Origin of the sequence: Dyella sp., from assembly GCF_035508675.1 — a bacterium.
Lineage (GTDB): Bacteria > Pseudomonadota > Gammaproteobacteria > Xanthomonadales > Rhodanobacteraceae > Dyella_B.
Genome location: NZ_DATJMN010000393.1, coordinates 14,616 through 28,358, shown reverse-complemented (window position 1 = coordinate 28,358; position 13,743 = coordinate 14,616). Strand labels below are relative to the sequence as shown.

General features: G+C 62.3%; 10 protein-coding genes and 1 rRNA gene. 6 read left to right on the top strand and 5 right to left on the bottom strand.

Translation table 11 applies throughout. From position 1 onward, the window contains the following. The 3 genes from rrf to VMA74_RS20970 all read left to right on the top strand — a co-directional run. A 5S ribosomal RNA gene (gene rrf / locus VMA74_RS20980) occupies positions 1–95 on the top strand; the annotation flags it as partial. 285 nt (positions 96–380) lie between these two features. After that, complete coding sequence (locus VMA74_RS20975) at positions 381–1,016, top strand: rhomboid family intramembrane serine protease (RefSeq protein WP_414649650.1); 636 nt, start codon at positions 381–383, stop codon at positions 1,014–1,016. A 10-nt stretch (positions 1,017–1,026) separates the two neighbouring features. Beyond that, positions 1,027–1,350, top strand: coding sequence for a DUF1820 family protein (locus tag VMA74_RS20970; protein WP_325370567.1), 324 nt, complete (start codon positions 1,027–1,029; stop codon positions 1,348–1,350). Here VMA74_RS20970 and VMA74_RS20965 read toward each other — a convergent pair. Further along, entirely contained in the window at positions 1,347–2,075 is a 729-nt protein-coding gene (locus VMA74_RS20965) for a glutamine amidotransferase (RefSeq protein ID WP_325370565.1), read from the bottom strand. The genes VMA74_RS20970 and VMA74_RS20965 overlap by 4 nt on opposite strands. 24 nt (positions 2,076–2,099) lie before the next feature. Then, complete coding sequence (locus VMA74_RS20960; RefSeq protein ID WP_325370563.1) at positions 2,100–3,923, bottom strand: GspE/PulE family protein; 1,824 nt, start codon at positions 3,921–3,923, stop codon at positions 2,100–2,102. Positions 3,924–4,012: 89 nt separating this feature from the next. Between VMA74_RS20960 and glyQ the strand changes: the two genes are divergently transcribed. Together glyQ and glyS are read left to right on the top strand one after the other, a co-directional pair. After that, positions 4,013–4,924 carry a glycine--tRNA ligase subunit alpha gene (gene glyQ / locus VMA74_RS20955; RefSeq protein WP_325370561.1) on the top strand — a complete coding sequence of 304 codons (912 nt, stop codon included), beginning with the start codon at positions 4,013–4,015 and terminating at the stop codon, positions 4,922–4,924. Next, a complete protein-coding gene (gene glyS, locus VMA74_RS20950) occupies positions 4,921–7,068 on the top strand; it encodes a glycine--tRNA ligase subunit beta (RefSeq protein WP_325370559.1) in 2,148 nt (715 codons plus the stop codon). The genes glyQ and glyS overlap by 4 nt, the downstream gene beginning before the upstream one ends. A gap of 55 nt (positions 7,069–7,123) precedes the next feature. On the opposite strand, the gene VMA74_RS20945 is transcribed toward glyS, so the two are convergent. Next, positions 7,124–7,702, bottom strand: a complete 579-nt coding sequence (locus VMA74_RS20945) for a transcriptional regulator (RefSeq protein ID WP_325370557.1) — start codon at positions 7,700–7,702, stop codon at positions 7,124–7,126. Positions 7,703–8,200: 498 nt separating this feature from the next. Between VMA74_RS20945 and VMA74_RS20940 the strand changes: the two genes are divergently transcribed. Beyond that, positions 8,201–9,064 (top strand): YbaY family lipoprotein, encoded by an 864-nt coding sequence (locus VMA74_RS20940; RefSeq protein ID WP_325370555.1) that lies wholly within the window; start codon positions 8,201–8,203, stop codon positions 9,062–9,064. Between the two features lie 76 nt (positions 9,065–9,140). Here the strand turns inward: VMA74_RS20940 and VMA74_RS20935 are convergent, their stop codons facing one another. Together VMA74_RS20935 and VMA74_RS20930 are read right to left on the bottom strand one after the other, a co-directional pair. Continuing rightward, a complete protein-coding gene (locus tag VMA74_RS20935; RefSeq protein WP_325370553.1) occupies positions 9,141–11,183 on the bottom strand; it encodes an autotransporter outer membrane beta-barrel domain-containing protein in 2,043 nt (680 codons plus the stop codon). A gap of 136 nt (positions 11,184–11,319) precedes the next feature. Next, the gene (locus VMA74_RS20930) at positions 11,320–13,647 is read right to left on the bottom strand and encodes a Tex family protein (protein ID WP_325370551.1); all 2,328 of its coding nucleotides are present in this window, start codon (positions 13,645–13,647) and stop codon (positions 11,320–11,322) included. Positions 13,648–13,743 lie beyond the last annotated feature (96 nt).

Sequence of the window (13,743 nt, the reverse complement as noted above, 5' to 3'; positions counted from 1 at the left end):
GTGGCCCCACCCGATCCCATCCCGAACTCGGAAGTGAAACGCAGCTGCGCCGATGGTAGTGTGGACTTCCATGCAAGAGTAGGTCACCGCCAGGGGCTTTATCCCTAAAACGCCTTCCCAAACGGGAAGGCGTTTTGCTTTATGGCGCGAACCCGTAAGCGGCTGCGCCATGCGCGCCTTAGCTGCCAGTAGCTAACCGGGAGACCGACTGTTTGCCAGCTCGCCTGCGGCGGTGAGGTCGATTTCGCGAACGTCACATGGAGCAATGTGTTATCACCTAAGATGTATTCTCGGTCCGCTCGACCAGTGCGCTCGTCGAGGAGAACGCCGTGTTTGTGAATGTCGAAACCCGACGCCAGCCACGCCTGCATTGGGCGGCCATGTTGCTGATCTTCATTTGCGTGGTGACCTTTGTGGCGTTGGCTTCGATGTCGCCACCGCGGCGCGTCACTTTCTTGCTGGAGTGGGGCACCGTTCCCGCCAATGTGTTCGACACGCATCAGCCGATCTGGCAGCAGTTACGTGATCCTGCGCTACTTCGCCTGGTCACAGCCCTGTTCATCCACGTCGCATGGTTACATTTGCTCAGTAACCTTTTGTTCCTCATGATCTTCGGGATCCCTGCAGAGCGGACGCTGGGCTCGATCCGCTTCCTGATCTTGTTTCTGCTCGGCGGCGTGGTTGCCAATTTCGCCGGCGCCATCTCGCTTGCGGGGGAAGTCCGGCCAATCATTGGATGCAGTGGCGCGGTGTCAGCTGTGCTCGGCGCGTACGTTTCACTGTTTCCGCGGGCTCGCCTGGGGCTGGTGCTTCCGCTTGGCTTCTATCTGGAATTCGTTCGCGTACCGGCATTTCTGCTGATCGGCATATGGGCGCTGCTGCAGCTGCTTTTCAGCTACCTGGGCGGACCCAGTTACGGCGGATACGCTTGGTGGACGCATCTGGCGGGCTTCCTGTTCGGGGTGCTATTTGCCCTGTTGTCCCGCAATGCGATCATGCGCCGCATGCGTCGGTAAACTAGGCGCCATGCGCAATCAGAAACTTTACAAAGTCACGTTCCTGCATCTTGGCAAATGCTACGAGCTGTATGCCCGGCATGTTGCTTCAAGCAGCCTATGGGGTTTTACCGAAGTGGGTGGCTTGGAGTTCGAACCGACGGGCGAAGGAATCGTCGTGGATCCCACCGAAGAGCGCCTGCGCGAGGAGTTCAAGGACACGCGCGTCCTGCACTTGCCCATGCAAGCCATCGTGCGCATTGAAGAAGTCGATCGCAAAGGCTCGCTCGCTATCCGCGACGCGGCGGATGGGCAAAAGGTTACGCCTTTTCCGATGCCGCCGCGCAACCGTTAACGCGGTGTGTGGCTGAGCCCATGATGTCTTGAGAACACCTTGAGCAAGCGCCTCGCCAGAGGCGTTGCTGCCACCTGCCGATAGATATGCTGCGGATCAAAGCCCTCACGGTGCATATCATGGTGTTTGCGCCGAATATAGGCGCGCATCACGTCGGCGTTGAATTCGGGATGAAACTGCACGCTGATGGCGTTACGGCCGTAGCGGATCAGATGATGCGGATCGCGCGCTGAGCGAGCCAGCACCTTCGCGTCTTTCGGAACTTCCAGCACGCTTTGTTCATGGGTCGTATGTGCGCGAAATTGCCCAGGCAGAAAGGCGGTCAACTCATCCTGTTGCGCACCGGGCAGCAACTCGATCGGCAGCGTGCCGATCTCCCGCCCCCCGGGCAGATAATCGACCCGTCCGCCCAAGGCATGCGCCATCAATTGATGGCCGTAGCAGACGCCAAGCAACGGTAGATCGGCGTCCATGGCGTTGCGGATCCAACCGGCTGTTTGTTCGCTCCACGCGGCACGATCGGTCACCATGGCTGCAGAACCGGTAATCAATGCGCCGGAGACCTCTTGCGGCGCAGGCAACGCTTCTCCCGCAGCCACGTCTACTACCCGCACTCGCTGCGGCGCCAATTGCGCGCTGAGTCTAAACCAATGCGGAAAATCACCATGCTTTGCCCGGATGTTATCGGGAGCCTGGCCTGTGCGGATGATCAGGATGGGTTTCATGCGAGCAAGACAGATGATCAAATTTCAAGGAGGAGAGTCTTCGACATGCTCGACCGGTGGCAACACAGTCAGCACTTCTTGCACGGTGGTCAGGCCGCTCGCCACCTGGTCGGCGGCGGAAATGCGCAAGGGCCGCATGCCTTCGACCAGCGCGGCCTGGCTGAACCGGATCAAGTCCAGCTGCGCTCCGATCAGGCCGCGCAGGCGCGGACTCAGCGACATCATTTCATAAATACCCGTGCGGCCAAGAAAGCCGGTGTGACGGCATTCCAAACAGCCCATTGGCTTGAATACGCGCTCGGGCACCGCCATCGACCAGCCGTGCGTCAACACGGTCCACTCGTGCGGATCCTGCTGCGTCTCCAGCTTGCAGTGCGGGCATAGCGTACGCACGAGTCGTTGGGCGACGACACCGGTCAGCGTCGATTGAATCAGGTAATGCGGTACGCCCAGATCGAGCAATCGCGTCACGGCACTTGGTGCATCGTTGGTATGCAGCGTGGAAAGCACCAAATGGCCGGTCAACGAAGCCTGCACGGCCATCTGCGCCGTTTCCAGGTCGCGAATTTCGCCGACCATGATGATGTCCGGGTCCTGACGCAACAGCGTGCGCACGCCAGCGGCAAAATCCAGATCGATCGATGTTTGCACTTGCATCTGGTTGAATTCGGGCGAGACCATTTCGATCGGGTCTTCCACCGTGCACACGTTGATATCCGGCGTGGCCAGATGCTTGAGTGTGGAATAAAGCGTGGTGGTCTTGCCCGAACCCGTCGGGCCGGTCACCAGCACGATGCCGTAAGGCCGCTCCACCATGCTTCGCCACAAGCTGTCTTCCTGCGGCGAGAAGCCAAGCTGTGAAAAATCCTTCGCCACGATATCCGGGTCGAAGATACGCATCACCACCTTTTCGCCGAATGCGGTGGGCATGCTGGAAATACGCAGCTCCACTTCGCGGCCCGACGTCGCGCGTGTCTTGATGCGGCCGTCCTGCGGGCGGCGTTTTTCGGCGACATCCATGCGCGACAGAATCTTGATGCGCGAGGTTACTGCGGTCATCACCGGCGGCGGCAATTCGAACACCTTGTGCATCACGCCGTCGATGCGAAAGCGCATCATGCCGGCCTCGCGGCGTGGCTCCAGGTGGATATCCGACGCGCGCTGCTCGAAGGCGTACTGCAGCAGCCAGTCCACGATGTGCACCACATGCCGATCGTCGGCGCCGACTTCACCGGCCTTGCCCAGTTCCAGCAATTGCTCGAAATTCAGTAGCGCCGAGGAGTCGTAACCACTCTGGCTCTTGGCATCCTTCGCCAGCTGGATCGAGCGCTGCACGCCGTAGAACTCTTGCAGATAGCGGTTGATGTCGATCGGGCTGGACACTACCCGGTGCACATCACGGCGCAACATTTGCGACAGGTCCTTCGGCCAGGAACTGTCGAACGGCTCCGCCGTGGCAAAGGTCACTTCGCCGGACGTGACGGCTACCGGAAGAATGCGGTGGCGTTGCGCGTAAGCGTGACTCACCACCTGGGTGACCGCCGCCACGTTGATCTTCATCGGATCGATTTTCAGGTACGGCAGGCCGGCTTGACCTGCCAGCCAGTCGGTCAATCCTTCCAGGCTGAGCGGCCGGCCCGGATCGCGACGATTGATGAGCTTGGCGTTGGCGATGATCACCAGCGGATTCAGTTCCACGCTGCTGCGCCCGGCGCGGTTTCCGATGCGCAGCTGCTTGGCGTCGTCGGCCGAGAGGAAGCCATCCACGACCAGGGCAGCCAGGACATCGTCCAGCGCCAGCCGGCCGCGGCGGCCCAACATGGAGGCGATTTGTTGTGTTGCCGGCATGGGCGGATTCCCCTCTCAGCGCGCGGAAAAACAGCGAAAAGATGCGCTGCGGCTATACTAACGCGCTTTACTCTCAGGTTAGGAAAGAGATGTCCGCGCCTACCTTCCAGGATGTGATCCAGACCCTTAACCGCTACTGGGGCGGCCAGGGTTGCGTGCTGTTGCAGCCCCTCGATACCGAGGTGGGCGCAGGTACCTTCCACCCCGCTACATTCTTGCGCGCGCTGGGCCCCGAGCCCTGGGCCGCGGCGTATGTGCAGCCCTCGCGCCGCCCTACCGATGGCCGTTACGGCGAAAACCCTAACCGCCTGCAGCATTACTACCAATACCAGGTGGTGATGAAGCCGAACCCGGAAAACATCCTTGAGCTATACATCGGCTCGCTCAAGGAACTGGGTCTCGATCCCCAGGTGCACGACCTGCGCTTCGTGGAGGACAACTGGGAATCGCCCACGCTCGGCGCGTGGGGCCTGGGTTGGGAAGTGTGGCTCAACGGCATGGAAGTCACCCAGTTCACCTACTTCCAGCAGGCCGGTGGCCTGGAGTGCAAGCCTGTCACGGGCGAAATCACCTATGGCCTGGAACGCCTGACGATGTACCTGCAAAACGTGGACAACGTCTACGACCTGGTCTGGACGCAAGGTCCGCATGGCAAGGTCACCTACGGCGACGTGTTCCACCAGAACGAAGTGGAACAGAGCACCTACAACTTCGAGCATGCCAACGTGGCCGAATTGCTGCGCTGGTTCGATGTCTGCGAAGGCGAAGCCAACAAGCTGATCGCGGTCGGCCTGCCGTTGCCCGCCTACGAGCAGGTGATGAAAGCCAGCCATACCTTCAACCTGCTCGATGCACGGCGCGCCATCAGCGTCACCGAGCGGCAGCGCTACATCCTGCGTGTGCGTACCTTGTCGCGCAGCGTGGCCGAAGCGTACGTGGCGCAGCGAGAAAAGCTCGGTTTCCCTGGATTGAAGCAACCCCAAAAGGAGCAGGCTGCATGAGTGCCGCCAAGTCATTGCTGATCGAGCTGGGCACGGAAGAGCTGCCGCCCAAAGCCCTGGACGAACTGGGCGCCTCGTTCCTGCGCGGCATTTGCGAAGGCTTGGGCAAACGCGGTATTGCAGCGCTGCTCGACCAGGCCACGCTGTATGTCACGCCGCGGCGTTTGGCCGTGCATGTTCCCGAGGTGGCGGTCGCGCAACCTGAGCAGTCGATCGAGCGCCGTGGACCGGCGGTGAATGCCGCGGTCGACCAGGAAGGTAATCCCAGCAAGGCACTGATCGGATTTGCGCAGTCCTGCAACGTCGACGTGGCGCAACTGGAGAAGCTCGAAACCGACAAAGGCGCCTGGTTCGTGTATCGCACGGTGAAGCCGGGCCAACCGGTGGCCGCCCTGCTGCCGGAAATCGTCGATGAAGCGCTCAAAGGCCTGCCCATTCCGAAGCCGATGCGCTGGGCCGACCACGACTACAGCTTCGTGCGCCCGGTGCATTGGCTGGTGATGCTGCATGGTGCGGAGATCATCGATGGCCACGTGTTGGGGCTACGCAGCGGGCGCCAATCGCGCGGCCATCGGTTCATGCATCCGCAGCCGATACACCTGGCCGATGCGGATAGCTACGTCGATGCCTTGCGCATGGCCAAGGTGCTGGCCGATCCGATCGAGCGCCGTCAACGCGTTCGCGCCGAGGTGGCGCGTGTCGCCAAAGAAACAGGTGGGACGCCGCGGCTCGATGATGCGTTGCTTGATGAAATCGCCAATCTCACCGAGTGGCCGGTTGCGATCGCCTGCACGTTCGATCGCGCATTTCTCAGCGTGCCGCCGGAAGCCCTGGTCACCACGATGGAGGCCAACCAGAAATTCGTGCCGGTGTTCGATGCACAAGGCAAGCTCAGCGAACACTTCATTGGTGTCGCCAACATCGACAGCAAGCATCCGGGCGAGATCCGCAAAGGCTACGAGCGCGTGATCCGCCCGCGCTTCGCCGATGCGAAATTCTTCTGGGACGAAGACCTGAAGACACCACTGGCCAGCTACCAGGAGGCGTTGAAGAACGTCACCTATCAGCAGGCGCTGGGCAGCCTGTGGGACAAGAGCGTACGCGTGGCGGAAATCGCGCGCATTGTGGCCAACCGCGTCGAGGTGGACGCCGGCCTGGCAACGCGTGCGGCAGCGCTGGCCAAGTGCGACCTGCTCACGCGCATGGTGGGCGAATTCCCCGAGCTGCAAGGCGTGATGGGGCGCTACTACGCACAGCATGATAAGGAATCACCCGAAGTGGCCGACGCGCTGGACAGCATCTACCAGCCACGCTTTGCAGGCGACAGCATTGCCGCGGGCAAAGTGGGGCAGGTGCTTGCCGTCGCCGAGCGCATCGATACGCTGGCCGGCATTTTTGCCGTGGGCTTGAAGCCAAGCGGCAACAAAGATCCGTTCGCCCTGCGCCGTGCCGCGTTGGGCTTGGCGCGCACCCTGATCGAAGGCGGCCTGGAGCTCGACCACAAGGCATTATTCGCCGAGGCGCTGGAACTGCTGCCGGAGGCCGCGCTCGCCGCTGGCTTGAAGCCCGGCAAGGACGGCAGGGCACCCACGCTGGACGTCGGTCAGCGCCGTGCCTTGCTCGTGTCCGAACTCAGCGAATTCGTGCTCGAGCGCCTGCGCGGCTACTACGCGGAGAAGGGGTTCACCACCGAGCAATACGAAGCCGTACTGGCCGTCGCGCCGATAAGCCTGGTCGATTTCGATCGTCGTCTGCGCGCGGTGGTCGAATTCGGACGGCAGCCGGAGGCGGCAAGCCTTGCCGGCGCCAACAAGCGCGTCGCCAATATTCTGCGCAAGCAGCAGGAGGAGCAAGGAGCGCAGAGCATTCGCGAACACGTCGATCCTGCGCACTTCGAAGAGGATGCGGAGCGCGCGCTGGCGCAAGCGCTGGCCGCCGCGCAGGCCGACACCGCCGCCGCTTTGCAGCGCCGCGATTACACCGCCGTGCTCGCGCGTCTTGCCCAATTGCAGGCGCCGGTCGACGCGTTCTTCGACCAGGTACTGGTCAACGCCGAAAATCCCGTCGTGCGGGCCAACCGACTCGCGCTGCTCGGGCGCCTGAAGGCGCAGTTCACCGCTATTGCCGACATCGCCCGCTTGTAGCGGGCATGTGCAAACTAAAAAACGATCGGCTTTTTTACCGCTGCTTGAATGCCGGTCAGGACGCCAGGCGGGCCGCTGCGCGGCCTTTCAGGCGTTCGGCCAGGCGGTGGTTGAAGGCCACCATCGCCGTCGCGTCGACATCGTTACCGCCCGGACCAAGGATGTCGTAGAGCTCGGCGAGCATGTCCGAATTCTCGGCCAGGGTCAGATGGCTGTCGGCCAGGTCCAACTCCGACTGCAAGATGCGCAGTGCGGTGTTCAAACGCTGCACGTCCATCCCGCTCGCTTCCAGCGAATCGGCCGCCGTGCGCAGCTTGGAACGATGGCGCGGGGCATTCGCTTCGGAACTGGCCATGGCGGTGATGCCGTCCGGGACGACCGCGCCGGGGTCGAGCATCGATCCCTCGCCAGCCACTAGCCAGACCAGCGAAATACCCAGGGTGCGCGCGAGGGTGACGCAGCGGGCACGCGAAGGGTCGGTATTGCCGTCACGCCAACTGCGTACCACACCCTCCGAGAACCCGCACATTCGGGCGATCTCCGTCACGCTGCCAACCCGCTGGATCAGCAGTTTTATGCGATCAGCGAACGTGCTGCCGGTTTCGGCGAGGGGGGTATGTGTTTGCAGATTCATTGCAAAAATTCCACGGATGTCGAGCGTTTGGACTGGTAAGTGCTTGCCAAGGTTTCTGTTTTACAACCTGGCCGGCACCAGCCGATCTTCGCGAGGAGGCCGGTTGCCGCACTTTTTCTACCAGCGCCTCGCATTAAATTGCGATGTAGTGATGGATTCGAATTCATCCTAGGGCGCACAAACGCGTCAGTCGAATCAGGGTTGACACAGCGGTGCCGCGAAGGGCAAGAAACTGCGGCAGGCGCCGCTGCGATGCCCGCCCATTAGCCTCTCGTCGGGCTGCCATCAGACTTTCCTACGCGCCGCTGGACCGACCTATCCAGGGCGCAGCCACTCATCGACCGGGCATGAACATACGCTTGCGAATGGTCGCCCGGGCCGTTGACTTTTCCGTCAGTGTTCTTTGGGCTATGCTCTGAGGCTCCCCCGCGCTGTTTGCGACGCGATGCGTTCGGCAGGCATAGCGTTCGAATCGATCCAACCCGAGGTTTCCATTCCATGCGCAGCGTTGTTTGGTCGCTGATGACAGTGGCAGCAGTGGCAGTAGCCGGCTGCAATAATTCTTCAACTCCGGCGTCGTCGACCGGCACGGAAAGTACCGAAGCGAGCGCGCCGGCTCCCGTCGCGCACAGCGTCACCGGTACGGTCACGATCCGCGGTGGCGGTACGCCTTCGCAGCAGAGCAAGCTCAGTCTCAGCATCGTCGACGTGACCGCACAAGGTTCGCCGCCGCTGGCGACCAAGGAAATTGCGCCGGCCACCACGTTCCCGCAGCCGTTCGAGCTGGATTTCAGTCCTGCCAACGTAGCCACCAACGATCTTTACATCGTCCAGGCGCAATTGGTTGATGGCGATCGCCACTACGCCATGCCGCTGCAGGCCCCGGTACTGACCAAGGGCAATCCGACCACCAACGTCAATGTCGAACTCACTCCCGAGCAGACCCCTGGCGAAAAACTGCTGGCGGCGTTCCAGGGCGTGCAGAAGCAGATCGGCGGCATGAAGCGCTCCTCCGGCACCAAGCTCGAGAAGGATGCTTCACTGGCCTGGCAGGTGTTCCGCGAAGATGGCCAAGTGAAGTTCATCCGCGAGCTGGCCGACTATGGTGACAAGGGCTTTACCAGCACGGACTTCGCCTACAAGGATGGCAAGCCGTGGGTCGCACAACAGCAGAAGAAGCCCAGCCAGAATGCCAAGCCCACCTCGGTGGATACGGCCGGCTGGGGCGACGACGGTTCGTTGGTGCTCAAGACGCAGGAGTCGGGCGGCAACACCACGCCACTGAGCGATAGCGATGCCCAGGACCTGCAGCAACAAGCCAAGGACATTCTCAACCTGGCGACGGGCGGCAAGGGCAAGTAAGCCGGGTTTTTTCGAAGCCGGAATCAAAAAAGCCGTCCGGGCCGGACGGCTTTTTTGTGGCCGGTGAAAGTTCGGCTCAGAAGCCGAACTTCATGCCCAGGTTGACGCCATTGAAGCGCTGGCTGTTGTCGGCGAAGTGACCGTTGTATGCGATCCAGCCGGAAAGGTTCGGCGTGATCTGCGCAGTCAGGCCCACATTGGCCGAGCCCCAGTTCTTGTCCGGCGTGAAGCCGGCCATCTCGAAGCTGCCGTTCATGCTGTTGAGCCCGGCAGTGACCATGTCCGTGCTGGCGCGGCTATCGTGATTCCAGCCCAGCTCAACGTAGGGGCCCAGGTCCATGCTGTCGTACTGCCAGTGGCCCTGCAGGCGCCACCCCAGGGTACTGATCAAGGCGTTGCGCTGCTGGCGGCCGAACCACATCGCCGTCGCGTCATTGCCGCTTTCGTTGTAGCCATTGATCTTGATGTTCTGATATTCGAAGTTCGCGAACGGGCCGGTCTTCAGGCTGCCGACGTCGAACCAGTAGCCGCCGTGCAGGCCCAAGCCGACGTACGAACCATCGGTCTTGCCGTTTTCGTGCGTGCGATCGTCGCCGATCATGAAAACGCGGTTGATGTTGGTATAGCTGGCCTGGCCGAAATCGCCATATACGCCGGCATATGCGCCGCCGGTGTGCCAGGTCAGATAGCCGAGGCCGGTGATTGCCTGCAGATCGTAGCCGCCACCGCCGCTGACGTCGGCATAGTGTTCGCCGACACCCAGCGCGGCGCCGGCAGAGATCTCATCCGTGGCGTGGATGTCGGCACCAACGGTGAGGTCGACGTTGTTGCTGGTGGTCTTGGGCGCGCCGGCACGCTGATCAAACTGCTGGTTCGAATAGCTGATGTTGGCAAAGGCGCGCGTGGGGCTGCCGAAGCTGTCAGCCATCATCTGATTGCGCACCACCGACGTCTGCGTCGTCACGGCAGCAAGCGGTGCTTCTTGCAACAAGGAGATCTGTTGCGGCGCGGCCAGTTCGGATAGCACCACCTGCGAAAGCAGCACATCGGCTCCCGTGGTGGGATGCACGCCATCGGCAAACAGGTAAGACTGGTTGGTGCCTGCTGCATAGGTATACGGCAGGCCGGAACCCTGCGGGCCGCACGCTACCGAACTCGAGCCCACGCCGCATGCCGGCGTGGTGACATTGGTAAAGCCGTACGCGGCGGGGTTTGCCACTACCTGGTTGAGCAGCGCAAAGGTATTCACCGGAATGATGCCCTTGCCCAATTGACCCAGGCCCGCATTGAGCTGGCTGTTGTAGATGACGCTGAGCGCTGTCAGCGACGAGGCTGCCGAGGCGCCTTGCTCCAGCGCTTCGGGAGTCAGGCCGATATTGGGCAGGTTGAACACCACGATATTTTTCGCGCCAGCGGCCTGCAGGGCGCCGATCAACTTCACTTCCTGCTGGCCGGCGGCGGCAACGGTGGTTTGTGCCTGGGCAGAGGTTTGCAGTGAAGACACGCCTGCTGCCGCCGCCACCTGGGCATTTACCTGCGCCGTGACGGTGGGCGTGATCTGCGCCTCGAACGCGGCGATTGCAGCTGCATTGTTCGGGATCAGGCCGCCGGCAACGGCCAGCGAAGCTTGCTCAGCCACCGTCTGCGCAATCAGCTGCTGTGCGGTCGATGCGGCGGCCACCGAGGTGGCGGCGTTGAAGATATCGTTGGCGCCGCCCCACATGGCATACAGCGCACGCGGATTCACACTGTTGCCGGCCAGATAACTGGTCACCTGGCTGGTGATGGTCGGCACCGTAGAGGGGGTGCCCGGCGAATTGTTGCTGATGCCTGCGCCACCCCAGGCATAGTCGGTGCCGCCGGCCAGCGAGGCGGTCAGCGAATAGCCGAGGCCGGCGGCTACGTTCTGGATCGTCACATTGCCAGGGTTGGTCGTGAACTTCAGCGGCGGCTGGATGCTTGGATTCGTTGCCAGCGAAATATTGCCCGCATCGCTCAGGCTGTCGCCAAACACCACCACGCTGTCGAACGTGGAATGAGGGTTGCCGGTAGCGTGAACGGCGCCAACCACGCCGAGGGCCAGCGCCACGGCGCCAGCGATCTTTCGAGGATGGAACATGTGTGGGTGCTCCTGCGTTTGTTTGTTATCGGAGCGTTACGGTAATGCATGCCATACGGCAGCGCATGCTGCGCTGCCGTATGAGGAACTCCGCCGGCTCGCGGACGCCCTGTGGAGGTCGCGATGTGTCTACGTGTCAGCGCTTCAGGGCGCGTGAAAGCGCATCCGCAAAAGCACTGTTGGCGGGCGCGGCAGCCGGTTTAGCTGCCGGCGAGGAGCCTGGACGCGCCCCGCGGCCGTCCCGGCCGCCACGCGCTTCGCCCCCGGCGGGACGCCCGCCGCGTGCCTGCTGGCCAGGTTCATCATCCAGGCGCATCGACAGGGCGATGCGTTGACGGGCGATGTCCACGTCCATCACCTTCACTTTCACGATATCGCCGGCTTTCACCGCATCGCGTGGGTCTTTCACGAAGTTGTGCGACAACGCCGAGACATGTACCAGCCCGTCCTGATGCACGCCGATATCGACGAAGGCGCCGAAGGCGGCCACGTTGGTGACGCGGCCTTCGAGAATCATGCCGGTCTTGAGATCCTTGAGGTCCTCCACGCCTTCGGCAAAGCTGGGCGCCACGAATTCCGGGCGGGGATCGCGGCCGGGCTTTTCCAGTTCCTTGAGAATGTCGCGCACGGTCGGAACGCCGAAGCGCTCGTCCGTGTACTGCTCAGGCTTCAATCCGCGCAGGAACGTGATGTCGCCGACGACGCTTTTCACTTCGCGGCCACATTGCGCAATGATGCGCTCCACCACCGGGTAGGCCTCGGGGTGTACCGCGCTCGCATCCAGCGGGTTGTCGCCGTTGGGCACGCGCAAAAAGCCTGCGCACTGCTCGAATGCCTTGTCGCCCAGGCGCGGTACCTTCAACAGGGCCTTGCGATTCGCAAACGGGCCATGGGCGTCGCGATGTTTCACCACGTTCTCGGCCACGCTCGGGGTAAGGCCGGCCACGCGTGCCAGCAAGGCGGCCGATGCGGTATTCACGTCCACGCCGACGGCGTTCACGCAGTCTTCCACTTTCGCATCCAGCGCGCGTGCCAGCTTCACCTGGTTCACGTCGTGCTGGTATTGGCCTACGCCGATCGCCTTGGGCTCGATCTTCACCAGTTCCGCCAGCGGGTCCTGCAGGCGGCGTGCGATGGATACCGCGCCACGCAGGCTCACGTCGAGGTCCGGAAATTCCTTGGCCGCCGTTTCCGAAGCCGAATACACCGATGCACCGGCTTCGCTCACCACGATCTTGGCCAGCTTCAGGTCGGCGTGCTTCTTCATCAACTCGCCGGCGAGCTTGTCGGTTTCGCGTGACGCCGTGCCGTTACCGATGGCGATCAGGTTCACGCCATGTTGTTTGCTCAGCACGGCCAGGCGCGCAATCGACTGGTCCCACTGATTGCGCGGCTCATGCGGATAGACGGTGTCGGTGGCCAGCAGCTTGCCGGTGGCGTCCACCACTGCCACCTTTACGCCGGTACGGATGCCCGGGTCCAGGCCCATCACCGTCTTGGCGCCGGCCGGCGCCGCCAGCAGCAGATCCTTGAGGTTGTCGCCGAACACGCGGATGGCTTCGTCTTCGGCCGTTTCGCGCACGCGGCCGAACAGATCCAGCGTGAGATGCAGATGCAATTTCACGCGCCAGGTCATGCGCACGGTTTCGCGCAGCCACGCGTCGGCGGGACGTCCGCGATCGATGATGCCGGCATGCGACGCGACACGCCCTTCGGCTTCCAGGTGGCCTTGTTCGGCCTCTGTCGAGGGCAGCAGTTCCAGCTCGATCACGCCTTCGTTGCGCGCACGCATCAGCGCCAGCAGACGGTGTGAAGGAATCTTGCCAATCGATTCCATATGATCGAAATAGTCGCGGAATTTCGCGCCTTCGTTTTCCTTGCCTTCGACCACCTTGGCGCGGATCTGGCCTTTGTCCCACAACCAGTCGCGCAACTCGCCCAGCAACTGGGCGTCTTCGGCGATACCTTCCATCAAAATGGCGCGCGCACCATCGAGTGCCGCGCGCACGTCCGGCACGCCTTTTTCCGCGTCGACAAATGATTCGGCGAAGGCTTCCGGCGAGCGGGTCGGATCTTCGCGCAGGCCGAGCGCAAGTGGCTCCAGGCCGGCTTCGCGTGCGGTCTGCGCCTTGGTGCGGCGCTTGGGCTTGTACGGCAGGTAAAGGTCTTCCAGGCGTGCCTTGGTGTCTGCGTCGAGAATGTCACGCTTCAGCGCGTCAGTGAGCTTGCCTTGCTCTTCGACACTGGCCAGGATCGTTGCGCGACGATCCTCCAGTTCGCGCAGGTAGCGCAGGCGCTCTTCGAGCGTGCGCAATTGCGTATCGTCGAGGCCGCCGGTGACTTCCTTGCGGTAGCGTGCGATGAACGGCACGGTGGCGCCGCCATCGAGCAATTCCACGGCGGCGCGTACCTGTTCGGATTTGGCGGCGATGTCCTGGGCGATGCGTTGTTCGATACTGTGCATGGGGCTGAACGTCATTCCTGGGGTTTGGTAGTGCGGGAAACGCGTTTTGCAAGCGTGTCATGCGTTGCCGGTTTGCGAGCATGACAAAAAAAACGG

Coding starts and splice junctions, on each gene's coding strand:
- VMA74_RS20975 (WP_414649650.1), top strand. CDS start 381: ATGTTGCTGATCTTCATTTGCGTGGTGACCTTTGTGGCGTTGGCTTCG.
- VMA74_RS20970 (WP_325370567.1), top strand. CDS start 1,027: ATGCGCAATCAGAAACTTTACAAAGTCACGTTCCTGCATCTTGGCAAA.
- VMA74_RS20965 (WP_325370565.1), bottom strand. CDS start 2,075: ATGAAACCCATCCTGATCATCCGCACAGGCCAGGCTCCCGATAACATC.
- VMA74_RS20960 (WP_325370563.1), bottom strand. CDS start 3,923: ATGCCGGCAACACAACAAATCGCCTCCATGTTGGGCCGCCGCGGCCGG.
- glyQ (WP_325370561.1), top strand. CDS start 4,013: ATGTCCGCGCCTACCTTCCAGGATGTGATCCAGACCCTTAACCGCTAC.
- glyS (WP_325370559.1), top strand. CDS start 4,921: ATGAGTGCCGCCAAGTCATTGCTGATCGAGCTGGGCACGGAAGAGCTG.
- VMA74_RS20945 (WP_325370557.1), bottom strand. CDS start 7,702: ATGAATCTGCAAACACATACCCCCCTCGCCGAAACCGGCAGCACGTTC.
- VMA74_RS20940 (WP_325370555.1), top strand. CDS start 8,201: ATGCGCAGCGTTGTTTGGTCGCTGATGACAGTGGCAGCAGTGGCAGTA.
- VMA74_RS20935 (WP_325370553.1), bottom strand. CDS start 11,183: ATGTTCCATCCTCGAAAGATCGCTGGCGCCGTGGCGCTGGCCCTCGGC.
- VMA74_RS20930 (WP_325370551.1), bottom strand. CDS start 13,647: ATGCACAGTATCGAACAACGCATCGCCCAGGACATCGCCGCCAAATCC.